At 74.7% G+C, this 14,141-nt stretch carries 13 protein-coding genes and 1 riboswitch; of the genes, 6 read left to right on the forward strand and 7 right to left on the reverse strand.

Annotated elements, in window-relative coordinates; translation table 11 throughout:
- Positions 1-203 precede the first annotated feature (203 nt).
- Positions 204-632 carry an Lrp/AsnC family transcriptional regulator gene (locus AWQ71_RS03110; RefSeq protein WP_067127501.1) on the reverse strand — a complete coding sequence of 143 codons (429 nt, stop codon included), beginning with the start codon at positions 630-632 and terminating at the stop codon, positions 204-206.
- 193 nt (positions 633-825) lie between these two features.
- On the opposite strand from AWQ71_RS03110, the gene AWQ71_RS03115 reads away from it, so the two are divergent.
- Positions 826-1,638, forward strand: coding sequence for a tryptophan 2,3-dioxygenase (locus AWQ71_RS03115; RefSeq protein WP_084258437.1), 813 nt, complete (start codon positions 826-828; stop codon positions 1,636-1,638).
- Positions 1,639-1,846: 208 nt separating this feature from the next.
- Here the strand turns inward: AWQ71_RS03115 and AWQ71_RS03120 are convergent, their stop codons facing one another.
- Positions 1,847-2,281: an OsmC family protein gene (locus AWQ71_RS03120; protein ID WP_067126355.1), complete on the reverse strand. Its 435-nt coding sequence runs from the start codon at positions 2,279-2,281 to the stop codon at positions 1,847-1,849.
- A 188-nt stretch (positions 2,282-2,469) separates the two neighbouring features.
- Here AWQ71_RS03120 and AWQ71_RS03125 point away from each other — a divergent pair, with 188 nt between their 5' ends.
- Positions 2,470-3,330, forward strand: coding sequence for a universal stress protein (locus AWQ71_RS03125; protein WP_067126358.1), 861 nt, complete (start codon positions 2,470-2,472; stop codon positions 3,328-3,330).
- Positions 3,331-3,369: 39 nt separating this feature from the next.
- Positions 3,370-4,242, forward strand: a complete 873-nt coding sequence (locus tag AWQ71_RS03130; protein WP_067126361.1) for a universal stress protein — start codon at positions 3,370-3,372, stop codon at positions 4,240-4,242.
- 31 nt (positions 4,243-4,273) lie between these two features.
- Here the strand turns inward: AWQ71_RS03130 and AWQ71_RS03135 are convergent, their stop codons facing one another.
- Positions 4,274-6,943 carry a bifunctional acetate--CoA ligase family protein/GNAT family N-acetyltransferase gene (locus AWQ71_RS03135; RefSeq protein WP_067126364.1) on the reverse strand — a complete coding sequence of 890 codons (2,670 nt, stop codon included), beginning with the start codon at positions 6,941-6,943 and terminating at the stop codon, positions 4,274-4,276.
- Between the two features lie 170 nt (positions 6,944-7,113).
- On the opposite strand from AWQ71_RS03135, the gene AWQ71_RS03140 reads away from it, so the two are divergent.
- The gene (locus AWQ71_RS03140; RefSeq protein WP_067126367.1) at positions 7,114-7,785 is read left to right on the forward strand and encodes a hypothetical protein; all 672 of its coding nucleotides are present in this window, start codon (positions 7,114-7,116) and stop codon (positions 7,783-7,785) included.
- 91 nt (positions 7,786-7,876) lie between these two features.
- Entirely contained in the window at positions 7,877-8,518 is a 642-nt protein-coding gene (locus AWQ71_RS03145) for a copper resistance CopC family protein (protein WP_067126370.1), read from the forward strand.
- Between the two features lie 43 nt (positions 8,519-8,561).
- On the opposite strand, the gene AWQ71_RS03150 is transcribed toward AWQ71_RS03145, so the two are convergent.
- The 4 genes from AWQ71_RS03150 to AWQ71_RS03165 are packed head-to-tail and all read right to left on the reverse strand — an operon-like array spanning position 8,562 to position 11,231.
- A complete protein-coding gene (locus AWQ71_RS03150) occupies positions 8,562-9,398 on the reverse strand; it encodes an energy-coupling factor ABC transporter ATP-binding protein (RefSeq protein ID WP_067126373.1) in 837 nt (278 codons plus the stop codon).
- A 37-nt stretch (positions 9,399-9,435) separates the two neighbouring features.
- Positions 9,436-10,185, reverse strand: a complete 750-nt coding sequence (cbiQ, locus tag AWQ71_RS03155) for a cobalt ECF transporter T component CbiQ (protein ID WP_067126376.1) — start codon at positions 10,183-10,185, stop codon at positions 9,436-9,438.
- A gap of 9 nt (positions 10,186-10,194) precedes the next feature.
- Positions 10,195-10,557 (reverse strand): energy-coupling factor ABC transporter substrate-binding protein, encoded by a 363-nt coding sequence (locus AWQ71_RS03160; RefSeq protein ID WP_067126379.1) that lies wholly within the window; start codon positions 10,555-10,557, stop codon positions 10,195-10,197.
- A complete protein-coding gene (locus tag AWQ71_RS03165; protein ID WP_067126382.1) occupies positions 10,554-11,231 on the reverse strand; it encodes an energy-coupling factor ABC transporter permease in 678 nt (225 codons plus the stop codon). The genes AWQ71_RS03160 and AWQ71_RS03165 overlap by 4 nt, the downstream gene beginning before the upstream one ends.
- Positions 11,232-11,265: 34 nt before the next feature.
- Positions 11,266-11,468, reverse strand: a riboswitch (cobalamin riboswitch).
- Positions 11,469-11,972: 504 nt separating this feature from the next.
- On the opposite strand from AWQ71_RS03165, the gene AWQ71_RS03170 reads away from it, so the two are divergent.
- Positions 11,973-14,141 carry a putative cobaltochelatase gene (locus AWQ71_RS03170; protein ID WP_084258442.1) on the forward strand — a complete coding sequence of 723 codons (2,169 nt, stop codon included), beginning with the start codon at positions 11,973-11,975 and terminating at the stop codon, positions 14,139-14,141.

Consider the following 14,141-nt stretch of genomic DNA (forward strand, 5'->3'; position numbering starts at 1 on the left):
ACTGCGGGAAAGGCGGTTTCCATTAGGAAACTTTCCTAATCAAAACGCCATAGGAGGTCCGCCGTCAAGACCCCGTGGCACTCTCGTCCCGCGTCTCTGATGGGGTTCATGCAACTGGCGGTGCGTTGTCGCGTGGTGGTGGGTGTGGGCTTTCGTGAGGGGCGTCCCCCTCGGGGCGTTCGCGTACCAGGGAGAAGGAGCGCTCACTCGGGGGCGGTGACCGGCCGCCACGGCACCGGGCTGGACAGGACCATGGTGCTGGAGGGCCGGCCGTGCCGGGCGAGCAGGTCGATCAGCGCCTCGAACTCCTCCATCGACGGCACCGCGACCAGGAGCAGGCAGCAGGTGTCGCCGGTGACCCGGTACACCTGGAGAATTTCCGGCCGGGTCAGCGCCTCCGCGTCGCGGAGCACGCACCGCGGACCGTAGCAGTCCATGCGGATCAGCGCCCGCACCGAACGCCCGGCGAGCCCGAGGTCCACGTGGGCGTGGTAGCCCGAGATCACCCCGGACTCCTCCAGCCGCCGGACCCGCTCCGCCACGGCGGGCGCCGACATGTGCACCCGGCGGGACAGCTCGCTGTACGACAGCCGCGCGTCCGCCTGCAACTCGGACAGGATCGCCCAGTCCATCGCGTCCACGACCGCGCCTCCCGATGACTCCGCGCCACAGCGCCGACGACGTGCGAGCCGCCGATCGCGGACACGCAAAGCGAACCGCCGATCTGGCTTCCGAACGGAAGGTCCAAACGACATATCGCCTTTCTCAGGATATTTCATGCTTTGTCGGAGAGGCGGACCATTGGAGGTGAACGAGGAGAGAGACATGAGAACGCCCACGGTGGACTTCGCGCATCGCACGCCGTATGACGAGTACGTCGGCACCGACGTCTTGCACGCGCTCCTCAGACCGCGGACCGACGAGCCCGAGGAGCCCGCCTTCCTGGTGACCACGCAGGTCATGGAGCTGTACTTCGGGCTGATCAGGACCGAGCTGGAGTTGGCCGTGCGGCGGCTGGACGAGGACGACGCCGCCGGGGCGACCGCGGTCCTGCGCCGGGTCACGCGCTATCTGGGCGTGCTGACCGCGGCCTGGTCGGCGCTGGGCACGCTCACTCCGCCCCGGTTCAACGCCTTCCGCGAGAAACTCGGCGAGGCGTCCGGGTTCCAGTCGGCGATGTACCGCCACGTGGAGTTCCTCCTCGGCAACAAGTCCGAGCCGATGACCCGCCCGCATCGGGGGAGCCCGGAGACCTACCGGGAGCTGCTGGCCGCCCTGCGCGCGCCGAGCCTGTACGACGCCGTGCTGGCGCTGCTGTCCCGCAGCGGCCACCCGATCCCCGCGGCGACCCTCACCCGCGACCCGGCGGATCCGTACGAGCCGAGCCCGGTGGTGGAGGCGGCGTGGGTGCGCGTCTACACCGAGCTCGGGCCGGGCGACACCCTGTGGGAGCTGGCCGAGGCGCTCACCGACGTGGCCGAGCGGTTCTCCGAGTGGCGGCACCGCCACCTGATGGCGGTGCGGCGCACGATGGGCGCCAAGATCGGCACCGGCGGCTCCAGCGGCGCGGGCTGGCTGGAGCGCACGATGGGGCGGGACGTCTTCCCCGAGCTGTGGTCCGCCCGCACCGCCATGTGACAGAGGCTCGCGCGACGCCGTCCTCCCCGATTCGACCCATCACTGCGGCGTCGCTGACCGCCCGAGGGGCAGCCTCCGCATCCTCTCCCGCGGTTACCGGGTGAGGCTGGTCACGCCGGTGCCGCCGATGCCGCAGTAACCATAGGAAGACTGCGTCCCAGGATTACACGATCTTCAAGCAGCCGGGGCCGCGCCCCGGGTGACGTTCTCACGGGTGGTGGCAGACCGCCTCGTGCCCGGAGGTGAGGACGTGGAAGGTCACCTCGGGCGGGCGGAACAGGGTGTTGTGCACCGGGCAGTGCCGGATGACCGCGGTGAAGGACTCGCGCAGCCCCTCGGGCAGCCCGGGCGCCTCGACGTCGAGCGCGACTTTGCTCAACCGCGCCGGCTGCAGGCCGAGGTCGTACCGCGCGGTGACCGTGACGCCGGCGGGAAGCTGGCATCGGTGCAGGTACCGCTCGGCGCAGTCCGCGACGCACGCGGCGAGGCTGCCGACGAAGAGTTCGGTCGCGGTGGGCCCGGTGTCGCTTCCGCCGAAGTCCTTCGGCTCGTCCACCCGCACGGAGTGCCCGCGGATCCGGATCTCGAAGCGGTCGCCGCCGTGCCACGCGACCCTCAGGGTTTCGCTCCTGCTCTCGGCCATGGCTGGCTCCACGCTCGTGACTGATGCTCCAAAGAAATGCCACTGCCCACCCTTCGCCGCGAAAAACCACCACAAAAGGTGATATGGCGGATTAGAGGGGTGTGTGGATGGAGGGGCGTACTGAAAGAGGGGCAGCACGGATATATACCGACAGAGGGCGCAGTACGGCCCGCGGGAGAGGGGGCGCCATGAGGGAACCGATCGTGGTCGGCGTCGACGGGTCGCCGGTCTCGCTGCAGGCCGCCGAATGGGCCGGACGGGAGGCCGCGCTGCGCGGCGCGCCGGTACGGGTCGCCCACGTGGCCACGGAATGGGCCCACCACATCCCGCTGGTGCCCGAGCCCGGCCGCTGGGGCGAAGAGCGGGCCGAGGCCCTGGAAGAGCTCCTCCAGGGCGCGGCCAACCAGGTCCGGGCCGGCCGCCCGGACGTACAGGTGACCACCGAGATCCTGGAGGGCGGCGCGGGCGAGGCGCTCGTCGCCGAGGCCAAGGGGGCGCAGCTCCTGGTCGTAGGGAACCGGGGGCGCGGCGGCTTCGCCGAGCTGCTGCTCGGCTCCGTCAGCCGCTACACCGCCTCCCGGTCGCCGTGCCCCGTGGTCATCGTCCGCGGGCCGTACCCGCACGCGCGCGGCCAGATCGTCGCGGGCGTCACCGGGCGGGCCGACCGGAGCGCCGTCCTGGACTTCGCCTTCCGGGAGGCCGAGCTGCGCGGGGCGGTCCTGCGCGTCCTGCACGCCTGGACCCACCCGACCAGCACGGGGCCGGGCGACATGCTGCCCCTCGTGTACGACGTCGAGGCCGTCGGGCAGGAGGAGGAGGCCCTGCTCGCCCAGGCCGTCGCCGGATGGCGCGAGATCCGGCCCGACGTCGAGCTGATCCAGCAGGTCGTGCGCGCGCACCCGGCCAAGGCGCTGATCGAGGCCTCCGCCGAGCACGACCTCACCATCCTGGGCGCGCACGAAGGAGGCCGTTCGTTGCTCGGCCTCGGCTTCGTCGCGCACGCCGTCCTGCATCATGCGCGCGGCCCGGTCGTGATCGTCCGTCCGTGACCGCCCCGCGCGGGGACGGGAGGACGGAGAGGGGGAGGGATGGCCGAGCCGATCCTCGTCGGCGTGGACGGATCCCCGCCCGCCGCGGCCGCGGTCGCCTGGGCGGCCGACGACGCGGCCAGGAAGGGCACGCCGCTGCGCCTGGTCCACGCCGTCTACCGTCCCCCGCACGGGGCCCGGTCGTACCCGATCCCCGGGCTGGACGACGCGCTGAGCCGGGCCGGCGGCGAGTTCCTGCGCGAGGCCGAGGAGATCGCCCGGGAGCGGCACCCCGGCCTCGACGTGTCCACCCGGCTCCTCGAAGGCGCCCCGGCCCGCGTCCTGCTCCGTGAAGCGGAGAGCGCCTCCGAGCTGGTGGTCGGCAGCCGCGGCCGGGGCGGCTTCGCCGGGATGCTGCTCGGCTCGGTGAGCGGGCACCTCCCCGGCCACACCGCCGTCCCCGTCGTCGTCGTACGGCCCGGCCGCACGGCGGCGGACGCGACCGAGGTGGTCGTCGGCGTGGACGAGTCCGAGGGGTGCGAGCCCGCCCTCGGCTACGCGTTCGAGCAGGCGCGGCTGCGCCGTGGAGGGCTGCGCGCCGTGTACGGGTGGCGGCCGCCTCCCGAGGTCTACGCGGGCTACTCCGTCTTCGACCCCGAGGAGGCGCGGCAACTCCGGCAGACCCTCGACGTCGGCCGGATCGCCGCCTGGCGGGCGAGATATCCGGACGTGCGGGCGGAGGTCGAGGTCGTCTGCGACCACCCCGTCAGCGCGCTGGTCGATGTGGCCGCGGCCGCGGCCGTGCTCGTCGTCGGCTCCCACGGAAGGAGCAGGATCGGCGCGATGGTGCTCGGCTCGGTGAGCCGCGGCGTGCTCCACCACGCTCACTGCCCCGTCGCGGTCGTGTCCTCCCGCCACTCGAGCCCCCGCTGACCCGCCGGTCCGCCGCTCCGTCGCCGGCCGTTCACCGCAACCGGCGGCGGAACGGCGAGGGCGGGGGAGCGGCCGGCGCGAGCCGGACCCGGACGTCCACCGCCGCGACCCCGCGCGGGGTGACGAGCAGCGGGTTGACGTCGAGCTCGGCGACCTCGGGCAGGTCGTCGAGCAGCCGCCCGATGCGGACGATCCGCTCCTCGAGCGCCTTGACGTCCACCTCCGGGCGTCCCCGGTAGCCGAAGAGCAGCGGCGCGCAGCGCAACTCGCTGATCATCTCGGCCGCGTCCGCGTGGGTCAGCGGCGGCACCCGGAACGCGTGGTCGGCCAGCAGCTCGGCGGTCACCCCGCCCATGCCGACCATGACCAGCGGGCCGAACGTGGCGTGCCGGACGCCCCCCACGATCATCTCCACGCCGCCGGTCACCATCCGCTGCACGATCGCGCCGGTCATCGCCGGGCCGATCCGTTCGGCCATCTCCCGGTACGCCGCGGCCGCCTCCTCGGGTGTGCGCAGCCCCAGCCGCACCCCTCCGACGTCGCTCTTGTGCACGAGGTCGGGCCCGGTGGCCTTCAGGACGGCGGGCAGCCCGGCCAGCGCCGCCGCCTCGGCCGCGCTCTCCGGCCCGTCCACGCCGATCGACTCGCACACCTCCACGCCGTAGCAGCCGAGCAGCCGGGACGCGGTGCGGTGGTCGAGCCAGCCGCCGCCCGGCGTGCGGGCGAGCTCCTGGGAGACGATCTCCTCCGCCGTCGCGACCGCGCGCCGCTCCCGCTCGGAGTCCGTCTCCGTCTCCGGCTCCTCCGGACGGGCCCGCCAGCGGGCGTAGCACACCGCGCGGGCCAGCGCGTGCACCGCCTGCTCGGGGAACGCGTACGACGGCACCCGGCCGCCGATCAGCCCGTCGTGGCCCACGACGCAGGCGAGCACGGTCTTGCCTGTGCCACGGGTCGCCTCCTCGATGGCGGCCTCCGTACGGACCCGGCCGGAGCCGAAGGGCGGCGTGTAGACCACGACGACGGCGTCCACGCCGGGGTCGTCCAGCACGGCGGAGACGGCGAAGCCCAGCTCGTCCGCCCCGCCGTCGGCGGTGAGGTCGACCGGGTTGCCCACGGCGGCGCCCGGCCGCAGCCGCTCGCGCAGCCGCCGCTTCGTCTCGGCCGACAGCTCGGGCACCTCCAGGCCCAGCCGCTCGCAGGCGTCGGCCGTCATCGCCTCGGGGCCGCCGGAGTTGCCGACGATCGCCACCCGGCCGCCGGCGGGCAGCGGCTGCCCGATCAGCAGCCGGGCCGTGTCGAGCAGGTCCTGGACGGTGTCCACCCGGATCACGCCGGCGCCGGTCAGCAGCGCGTCCACCGCCGTGTCCGGGGTCGCCGCGGCCGCCGTGTGCGAGCGCACGGCCCGGTCGCCGGAGGCACTGCGGCCGCTCTTGACCACCACGATCGGCTTGGCGCGGCCGACGCGGCGGGCGATCCGGCCGAACCGGCGCGGGTTGCCGAAGGACTCCAGGTAGAGGCCGATCACGCCGGTCCGGTCGTCGTCCTCCCAGTACTCCAGCAGGTCGTTGCCGCTCACATCCGCCTTGTTGCCGACGGAGACGAAGCCGGACAGACCGAGGCCGACCTCGGCGGCGCGGTCGATCAGCGCCACCGCGACGGCGCCCGACTGCGACATCAGGGCCAGCCGGCCGGGCGCGGGAGCCGTGGGCAGGAAGCTGGCGTTGAGCCGCGACCCGGTGTCCACGACGCCCAGGCAGTTGGGGCCGACCAGGCGCATCCCCGCCTCGCGGCAGATCGCCAGCAGCTCCGCCTCCTGCTTCGCGTCGCCCGTCTCGGCGAAGCCCGCGCTCACCACGACCAGGTTCCCCACACCCGCTTTGGCGCAGTCGCGCGCCACGTCGAGCACGGCCGGCGCGGGCACGGCGACGACCGCCAGCCCGACCGGTCCGGGGACGCTGTCCAGGTCCGGGTAGGCGGTGCGGTCGCAGATCCGGTCCGCGCGCGGGTTGATCGGATAGATCGGGCCGGTGAAGCCGCCCTCGACCAGGTTGCGCAGCACCCGGTGGCCCACACTCGACGGGTCGCGGCCCGCGCCGACGACGGCCACCGAGTCCGGTGAGAACAACCCGGCCAGCGAGGCGCGCTCCGCCTCATGCGCGCGCTCCTCGACCTTCGCGAGGAGACGGCGGGTGGGCCGCAGGACGATCCGCAGCTCCACCTGCTCGCCCTCGTGCCGCCGCCCCACCTCCAGGCCCAGGTCCCGGACGACGTCGAGCATGGGCCGGTTCTCGGCCAGGACGTCGGCGACCATCTCGCGTACGCCGCCCTCGGCCGCGTCCAGGGCCAGGTGCTCCAGCAGGAGCGTGCCGAGCCCCAGGCCGTGCACGCCGTCGTCGAGGAGGATGCCGAGGTCGGCCGTCTCGCCGGTGCCGTCGGTCACGTACTCGGCGACCGCCACCAGCCGGCCGTTCATCAGCGCGACGAGGGCGTGGCCGGCGTAGTCCGGATCGGTCAGATGATCGGCGTGGACGTGGGCCGAGGCCCGGCCCCCGCTGAAGAACCGCAGGTACGCGGAGCGTTCGCTGGTCCGCTCGACCAGGTCGTGCAGGGCGGGCCGGTCCGCGGGGCGCAGCGGACGCAGATGGGCGATCCCGCCGTCGCGGAGGAGGACGTCGCATTCACCGGAGGGCGCTCGTTTCATGCTTCCACCCTCTAAGTGGACGAATCATGGCAAACAGGGTCTTTGTACCCGCCCGGCACGGGCTCTCGTCCCTCCGGCCCATGGGAGGCCGCCGGTCGGCCCGTGCGACCGGCCCGCGTCCGAGCGGGCCAAGCTTCTCACCGACCTCCCCTCCTGGAAGGATGCTTGGCATGTCATCCGGGGAGCCGGCCCTGCGCCTGCCGCGAGCCGTCGTGTTCGCGGCGGTGTGCGTCGTCGTCTCCGCGGTCGCGCACGCCTTCGCCGGCGGCGGCACGGTCTCGCCCGGGGTGATGGCGCTCGGCGCGGTCGGCGCGCTGGCCGTCGCGTACCCGCTGAACGGCCGCGAGCGCGGGCCCCAGATGGTGCTGGCGGCGACGATCGGCGCCCAGGCCCTGTTGCACGAGCTGTTCGCCCGATCCGCTCCGGCCGGGCCCGCGGTGCCGTTCCCACCCGTGCCGTTCCCATCCGTGCCGTTCCCGCCCGTGCCGGTCGCCGAGATCGGGCCGACCGTGGGCGGCCTGCCGCCGGTGCCGGCGCCCCTCGCCGAGGCCGGACCCGCCGGCCAGCTCGACGAGGGGATGTCGCTGGCGCACCTGGCCCTCGCCGTGACCACCGGCTGGTGGCTGTATCGCGGTGAGCGCGCGGTGTGGTTGATGCTGCGGCTGTGGAGCGCCGCCCCCCTGGGCGTGCTCCGGTGGATCCGCGCCCTCTCGGCCGGGGTGTTCGCGCCGCCGGCCCGTCCCGTTCCGCCGTCCGAGCCCGGGCCGCACGTCGGCAGAGAGGTCGAGGCGGCGATCCACCGGCGCGGCCCGCCGCTTCGCCCCGCGCCGGCCCAAGGCTGACCGGCGCTCCCGACGCTCACCCGCTCCGCCGTACGGCGAGAGCGCTTTCCGGTTTTCCGGGCCACGTCCGGGATCTTGTATGGAGTCAGAGATGGCATTCCTGCCACGATTCATCCGCGGCGGCCTCATAGCCGCGTTCGGCTGCGGGATCTTCCTCACCGCCGCGACGACCGCCGCCCAGGCCCACGACAGCCTGAAGAGCAGCACCCCCGCCGAGAACGCCGAGGTCACCGAGCTCACGACGATCGAGCTCGACTACAGCGCCCAGGTCCGCTTCCCCGTCGTCGCGATGCGCGACGGCGCCGGGAAGCCGGTCGCGATCGGCGCGCCGCACATTGTCGAAGGGGCCAAGGTCCGCGCCGACGTCACGACGCCGCTGGCACCCGGCGGCTACGTGATCGCCTGGCGGGTCGTCTCCTCGGACGGCCACCCCATCGAAGGGGAGATCCCCTTCACGGTGACCGGCTCGGGCGCGGCCGGGGCGGCCACACCGGTGGCCTCCATCTCGGCGTCGAGTGTCGCCGCCGCGAGCGAGCCGACGCCCGGGACCACCCCGTCCGTGGTCACCCTGCCCGCCGCGCAGCCGTCCGCGTCGGCGGCCCGGGACGTGGCGGGCGGGCGCGGCGCCGGAGGGTGGATCTGGGGCGGCCTCCTCGCCCTGGCCGTGGTCGGAGTCGTGATCTGGCTGCGTAACAGCAGGGGAGGGTCCCCCGGCCAGGGGGAGGCGGGTTAGGCCGGCGGGGGCCCGGCCTCCGCGGCCGGGCTTCGGCCTCCGATCAGGGCCGGGGCTCCGGCCGGAGACCGAGCACCTCCTCCGGGCTGCGCGGGTCGGGCGCGTCCGCGGGCAGCCCGCCGACGGCGCGCAGCGCCCGCCCCACCGCCGGGCCCCAGGCCGGGCGGAGCGAGGCGGCGCGCAGCAGGGCGGCGTCGGTGAGCAGCGTGTCCGCCGGCCCGGCGCGCAGCTCTCCCCGCGCGATGATCGCGGAGTCCCGGGCCCATCGGTGGGCGAAGTCCACGTCGTGCGTGGACGCGATGATCGTGGTGCCGTCCGCCTGCAGCCGCCGCAGCGTCTCCAGGAGCGCCTCCGTGCCCGCCGGGTCGAGACCGGCCGTGGGCTCGTCCAGGATGAGCACCACCGGGCGCAGTGCGAGCGCCCCCGCGATCGCGACCCGCTTGCGCTGGCCGAAGGACAGCAGGTGGGTGGGCCGGTCGGCGAGGAAGGGGATCTCCATGTCCTCCAGGGCCGACGTCACGCGCGCCGCGACGGCCTCCGGAGGCAGGCCGAGGTTCAGCGGGCCGAAGGAGACGTCCTGCCCGACCGTGGCCGCGAAGAGCTGGTCGTCCGGATCCTGGTGCACGAACTGGACCCGCGTGCGGAACTCGGCGAGCGCGGCGCGGCCGTAGGCGACGGGCCGGCCGTCCAGCAGGATCCGGCCCGCTGCCGGGCGCAGCCCCCCGCACAGGAGGCGCAGCAGCGTGGTCTTCCCGCCGCCGTTGGGCCCGAGCACGGCGAGGGAGGTCCCCCGGGCCACCTCCAGGCTGAGTTCGGAGAACACCGGGGCGGACCCCGGATACGCGTACGAGAGCCGGTCGGCGGCGAGCACCGCGGTCATGGCAGGCATCCCTTTCGGAGGAGGGGACGGGCCGGCCTCAGCCGAGGCCCGGCACGAGGGACAGCGCGACGGTCAGCACGGCCGCCGCCACCCCGGGGAGCGGGGCCAGCGCAAGGAAGCGGCCGCGCAGGGGGAGGGGCCCGACGCTGACGGCGAGCTCGCCCGTGTAGCCGCGGTCGCGCAGGCCGTCCTCCAGGCGCCGCGCCCGCTCGAAGGACAGGACGAAGACCTGGGCGGCCAGCCCCGTGACCGACCTCCACCGGGCCCGCCACGACAGCGCCCCGAGCCGGTCCGCCTGAGCCCGCCGTACGGCGTCGACCGTCTCCAGCACGACGGACAGCATCCGGTAGACGAGCCCGGCCACCTCGGCGAGGCCGGCCAGGCCGCGCCGGCGGGCCAGACGGGGCAGCACGTCGGCGAGCGGCGTCGTCATGGCGAACAGGAGCTGGGCGAGTACGGCGGCCACGCAGCGGCCGATCACCTCACCCGCCCGCGCCGCCCCGCCGGGCGCCCAGGTGAGCCCGGACGTGTCCACGCTGACGAGGAAGGTCAGCGAGCCGGTGACGATGAACGCGAGCGGGGCGCGGGCCGAGCGCAGGAACGCGCGCGGCGGCACCCGGGCCCAGCCGAGCGCGACGGCGAGGGCGATCGCGGCCGTGATCGGGGCGCCCGGCCAGGGCGGCAGCACCAGGGCGCACAGGAGCAGCGTCCCCGCCAGGACCGCCTTCGCCGCGGGGTGGCGCCGCCGCCACGGGCTGCGGTAGGCGGCGGCGTCGATCGCGAGCACGTGGCGAGCTCACCTGCCGCCGGGCTCGGCCGCCCCGCCGCGGTCCGCTCCCGGCGCCAGGTCCGCCGCGGACACGGGCCGCAACCGGTTCCGGGTGCGCGCCACGCCGAAGTAGTAGCCGAGGAACCCGGCGCCGATCGCGGCCTGCAGGGCGAACATCGCCGACTCGATCTCCCCGGACGGCGGCTCGTACAGCGAGGCGAACCAGGGCTTGTAGTCGGGAGCGAGCTCGGCGATCGCGGTCTCCGCCTGCGCGTCCGCGCCCGCGAACGGCTCCTCGTGTCCGTCGCCCGCGCCGATCACCAGGGGCAGCACGGCGAGCGCGGCGACGGCGGCCAGCAGGAGCAGGTTGACGACGACGTTGCGCTTCACGAGGCCACCCCGCCTTCCTTGAGGACGCGCAGCCGGATCAGCTCGGCCGCGCTGGTGGAGCGGAGCAGGCGGACGACGAGCACCGTGAGCAGGCCCTCGCTGACGGCGAGCGGGATCTGGGTCACCGCGAAGATCGCGCCGAACTTGGTCAGCGCCCCGGCGAAGCCGCCGGCCGGGTCGGGGAAGGCGAGCGCGAGCTGCGCCGACGTCACGCAGTACGTCACCAGGTCGGCGGTGAAGGCGCCGGCGAAGACCGCGACGAGCAGCCCGCCGCCGAGCCGCCGGGTCAGCGCGTACGCGCCGTATCCGGCCCAGGGGCCGACGACGGCCATGGAGAAGGCGTTGGCCCCGAGCGTGGTCAGCCCGCCGTGGGCGAGCAGCAGGGCCTGGAAGAGCAGCGTGATCGTGCCGAGCACGGTCATCACGGGCGGCCGGAACAGGATGGCTCCGAGGCCGGTGCCGGTGGGGTGGGAGCAGCTGCCGGTGACCGAGGGGATCTTCAGGGCGGACAGGACGAAGCAGAAGGCCCCGGACGCTCCGAGGAGCAGCTTCGCCTCGGGGTTCTCCCTCAACTGCCGATTGAGTCGTACGACACCGTGGACGACGAAGGGGGCGGCCGCGACGGTCCAGGCCGCCGCGTGGAGCGGAGGGAGGAATCCCTCGGCAATGTGCATGATTGAAACGCCGACCTTTCCAGCACCTCGTGGATGGTGTTTCCGCGCCTTGGCCGGTCTCCTGGCTGACGGGTTGGCACATCTCGCTCGCCTTCCCAGGCGACTGGCGCCCAGTGGCTTCCGCGTACGCGGACGAGCGAGAACATTCCCGATCACAGTGGCGAGGGCCGCGCCGGAATTGCGTCCCGGATGGGGCGCGCACCGGACTTCCCGTTTGCCGAGGCGCGTTCAGCGTAAGCCTGGTCTCTCGATATCGACAAGACGGGGTAACGGCACAGTGGCGGCAACAGTGGCCGCAACAGCGGTGCCGGGTGCGCCGGGACGGACGCCCCCGGCCGGGCGGAGAACGGACGAAGTTGACGCTCGCGATGGGCGCGGGATACGTTCCCGAGGATTCGCGGTGGTCCGAGGGAAGTCCGGTGAGATGCCGGTGCGGTCGCGCCACTGTATCCGGAACGAGAGTTCCGGGAGCCAGGTCACTTGGCCGCCGCGTCCTCGTCTGGCGGGACGCGTCATCCCAAGGAGGCATCGATGAGCGGGTCGGCGATCGCACGCCCCCACGACCACGATCACGGCTGCGGCCCCGCCGCGCCCGGCGTCCCTCCTACCGCCACCGCCTCCTGACCCGCGCCTCCGCGCGGGGTCCCGTATCCCGCGTTCTTCATCCCGCGTTCTTCCGCGACGCCGCCGTGCCGCGCGGCGGCCGACCACGCCCGGCCGGACCATCGAGAAGGGACCGATGTGATCACCGCCTATCCATTCAGCGCCGTCGTGGGGCTCGACGACCTCAAACTGGCGCTGATCCTCAACGCGGTCTCGCCCCGGGTGGGCGGCGTGCTGGTGCGCGGCGAGAAGGGCACCGCCAAGTCGACGATCGTCCGCGCCCTGGCCGCGCAGCTCCCCCCGGTCGACGTGGTCGCCGGATGCCGCTTCGCGTGCGATCCCGCGGCTCCCGACCCCTCCTGCCCGGACGGCCCCCACGCCGAGGGCGAGCAGCGCCGGTCGCGCCCGGCCGCGCTCGTGGAACTGCCCGTGGGCGCGTCGGAGGACCGGCTGGTGGGGGCGCTGGACATCGAGCGAGCGCTCACCGAGGGCGTCAAGGCGTTCGAGCCGGGCCTGCTCGCCGCCGCCCACCGAGGCGTGCTCTACGTGGACGAGGTCAACCTGCTGCACGACCACCTCGTGGACCTGCTGCTCGACGCCGCCGCGCTCGGGACCTGCTTCGTCGAGCGCGAGTCGGTCTCCGTACGGCACGCGGCGCGCTTCCTGCTCGTCGGCACCATGAACCCGGAGGAGGGCGAGCTGCGGCCGCAGCTCCTGGACCGCTTCGGGCTGACCGTCGAGGTGCGGGCGTCCCGCGACCCGGACGAGCGGGCCGAGGTCGTACGGCGGCGGCTGGCCTTCGACGCCGACCCGGCGGGGTTCGCCGCGCGGTGGCGGGGGGAGGAGGCGGCGCTGGCCGAGCGCATCCTGCGGGCGAGGGAGCGGGTCGCGGACGTTGTCCTGCCGGACGTTCGGCTGCGCCAGATCGCGGCCGTGTGCGCCGGCTTCGAGGTCGACGGGCTCCGCGCCGACCTGGTGACCGCCAACGCCGCCATCGCCCACGCGGCGTGGCGTGGCCGAGCCACGGTGACGAGCGAGGACGTGCGCGAGGCGGCCCGGCTCTCCCTGCCGCACCGCCGCAGGCGCGACCCGTTCGACGCGCCCGGCCTCGACGAGGACCAGCTCGACGACCTGCTGTCCCGGCACGACACGCCGGACCCGGACGACGACCCGGACCCCGGTCCGTCCGGCCCCGGCCCCGAGGGTCCGCACGACCCGGGACCCGAGGGCCCGGACAGCCCGAACCCGAACAGCGCGGACGGCCCGGATGGGGCGGACGGCGCTGATGGACCCACCCCGGAGGGCGCGGACCACTCGGCCGATCCCGGCGACCCTCGCGGCGCGGACCGGAGCGCCCCCGAGAGCGACGGCCCCGCCCCTGACGGCGCCGCGCCCGGCGAGCGGGTGATCGCCGCCGGCGAGCCGTACCGGGTGCGGCCCTTCCGCGTGCCGGGGCTGGGTGAGGGCGCCGCGGGGCGGCGCTCGCGGGCGCGCACCCCGAACGGCCGCACCGTCGGCGCGCGGCTGCCCTCCGGCCGCCTCCAGCGGCCGCACCTGCCCGCGACCCTGCGCGCCGCCGCGCCGCACCAGCGCGAGCGCGGCCGCACCGGGCCGGGCCTGCTGATCCGCGACACCGACCTGCGCGAGTCGGTCCGGGAGGGCAGGGAGGGCAACCTCGTCCTGTTCGTCGTGGACGCGAGCGGCTCGATGGCGGCGCGCCGGCGGATGAAGGAGGTCAAGGCGGCCGTGCTGAGCCTGCTCCTGGACGCCTACCAGCGGCGGGACAAGGTCGGGCTGATCACGTTCAGGGGGGCGGACGCCGAGCTGGCGCTGCCGCCGACCTCCTCGGTGGAGGCCGGGGCGGCGCGGCTGCGCGAGCTGCCGACCGGTGGCCGGACCCCGCTGGCCGCGGGGCTGCGTCGCGCGGCCGAGGTGCTCCGCGTCGAGCGGATGCGCGATCCCTCCAGGCGGCCGCTGCTGGTCGTGGTCACCGACGGCCGGGCCACGGCGGGGAGCGACGTGGCCGGCCCGGCCGCCCGGCTCGCCGGCACGCCCGGCGTCGTCGTGGACTGCGAGAGCGGCCCGGTGCGGCTGGGCCTGGCGCTCGACCTCGCGGAGCGGCTGGGCGTGCCCGCCGTACGGCTCGACGCGCTCGCGGAGGGCGGGCTGCGCGACCTCGTCCGCGCGCACAGACACCAGCGCAGACACCAGCACAGAGACCAGCACAGACACGAGCACAGGCACGAGGACAGGCGCGGCGGGGGACCGGCGGGCGGACACCGGAACGACTACAGGAAGGCGGTCTGA

The organism is Microtetraspora malaysiensis, assembly GCF_001528665.1.
GTDB classification, from domain to species: domain Bacteria; phylum Actinomycetota; class Actinomycetes; order Streptosporangiales; family Streptosporangiaceae; genus Microtetraspora_A; species Microtetraspora_A malaysiensis.

What these genes read in the sequence shown, in the direction of transcription:
- AWQ71_RS03110 (WP_067127501.1), bottom strand. Translation starts at nt 632, where the DNA reads ATGGACTGGGCGATCCTGTCCGAGTTGCAGGCGGACGCGCGGCTGTCG.
- AWQ71_RS03145 (WP_067126370.1), top strand. Translation starts at nt 7,877, where the DNA reads ATGGCATTCCTGCCACGATTCATCCGCGGCGGCCTCATAGCCGCGTTC.
- AWQ71_RS03150 (WP_067126373.1), bottom strand. Translation starts at nt 9,398, where the DNA reads ATGACCGCGGTGCTCGCCGCCGACCGGCTCTCGTACGCGTATCCGGGG.
- AWQ71_RS03165 (WP_067126382.1), bottom strand. Translation starts at nt 11,231, where the DNA reads ATGCACATTGCCGAGGGATTCCTCCCTCCGCTCCACGCGGCGGCCTGG.
- AWQ71_RS03140 (WP_067126367.1), top strand. Translation starts at nt 7,114, where the DNA reads ATGTCATCCGGGGAGCCGGCCCTGCGCCTGCCGCGAGCCGTCGTGTTC.
- AWQ71_RS03135 (WP_067126364.1), bottom strand. Translation starts at nt 6,943, where the DNA reads ATGAAACGAGCGCCCTCCGGTGAATGCGACGTCCTCCTCCGCGACGGC.
- AWQ71_RS03120 (WP_067126355.1), bottom strand. Translation starts at nt 2,281, where the DNA reads ATGGCCGAGAGCAGGAGCGAAACCCTGAGGGTCGCGTGGCACGGCGGC.
- AWQ71_RS03115 (WP_084258437.1), top strand. Translation starts at nt 826, where the DNA reads ATGAGAACGCCCACGGTGGACTTCGCGCATCGCACGCCGTATGACGAG.
- AWQ71_RS03125 (WP_067126358.1), top strand. Translation starts at nt 2,470, where the DNA reads ATGAGGGAACCGATCGTGGTCGGCGTCGACGGGTCGCCGGTCTCGCTG.
- AWQ71_RS03130 (WP_067126361.1), top strand. Translation starts at nt 3,370, where the DNA reads ATGGCCGAGCCGATCCTCGTCGGCGTGGACGGATCCCCGCCCGCCGCG.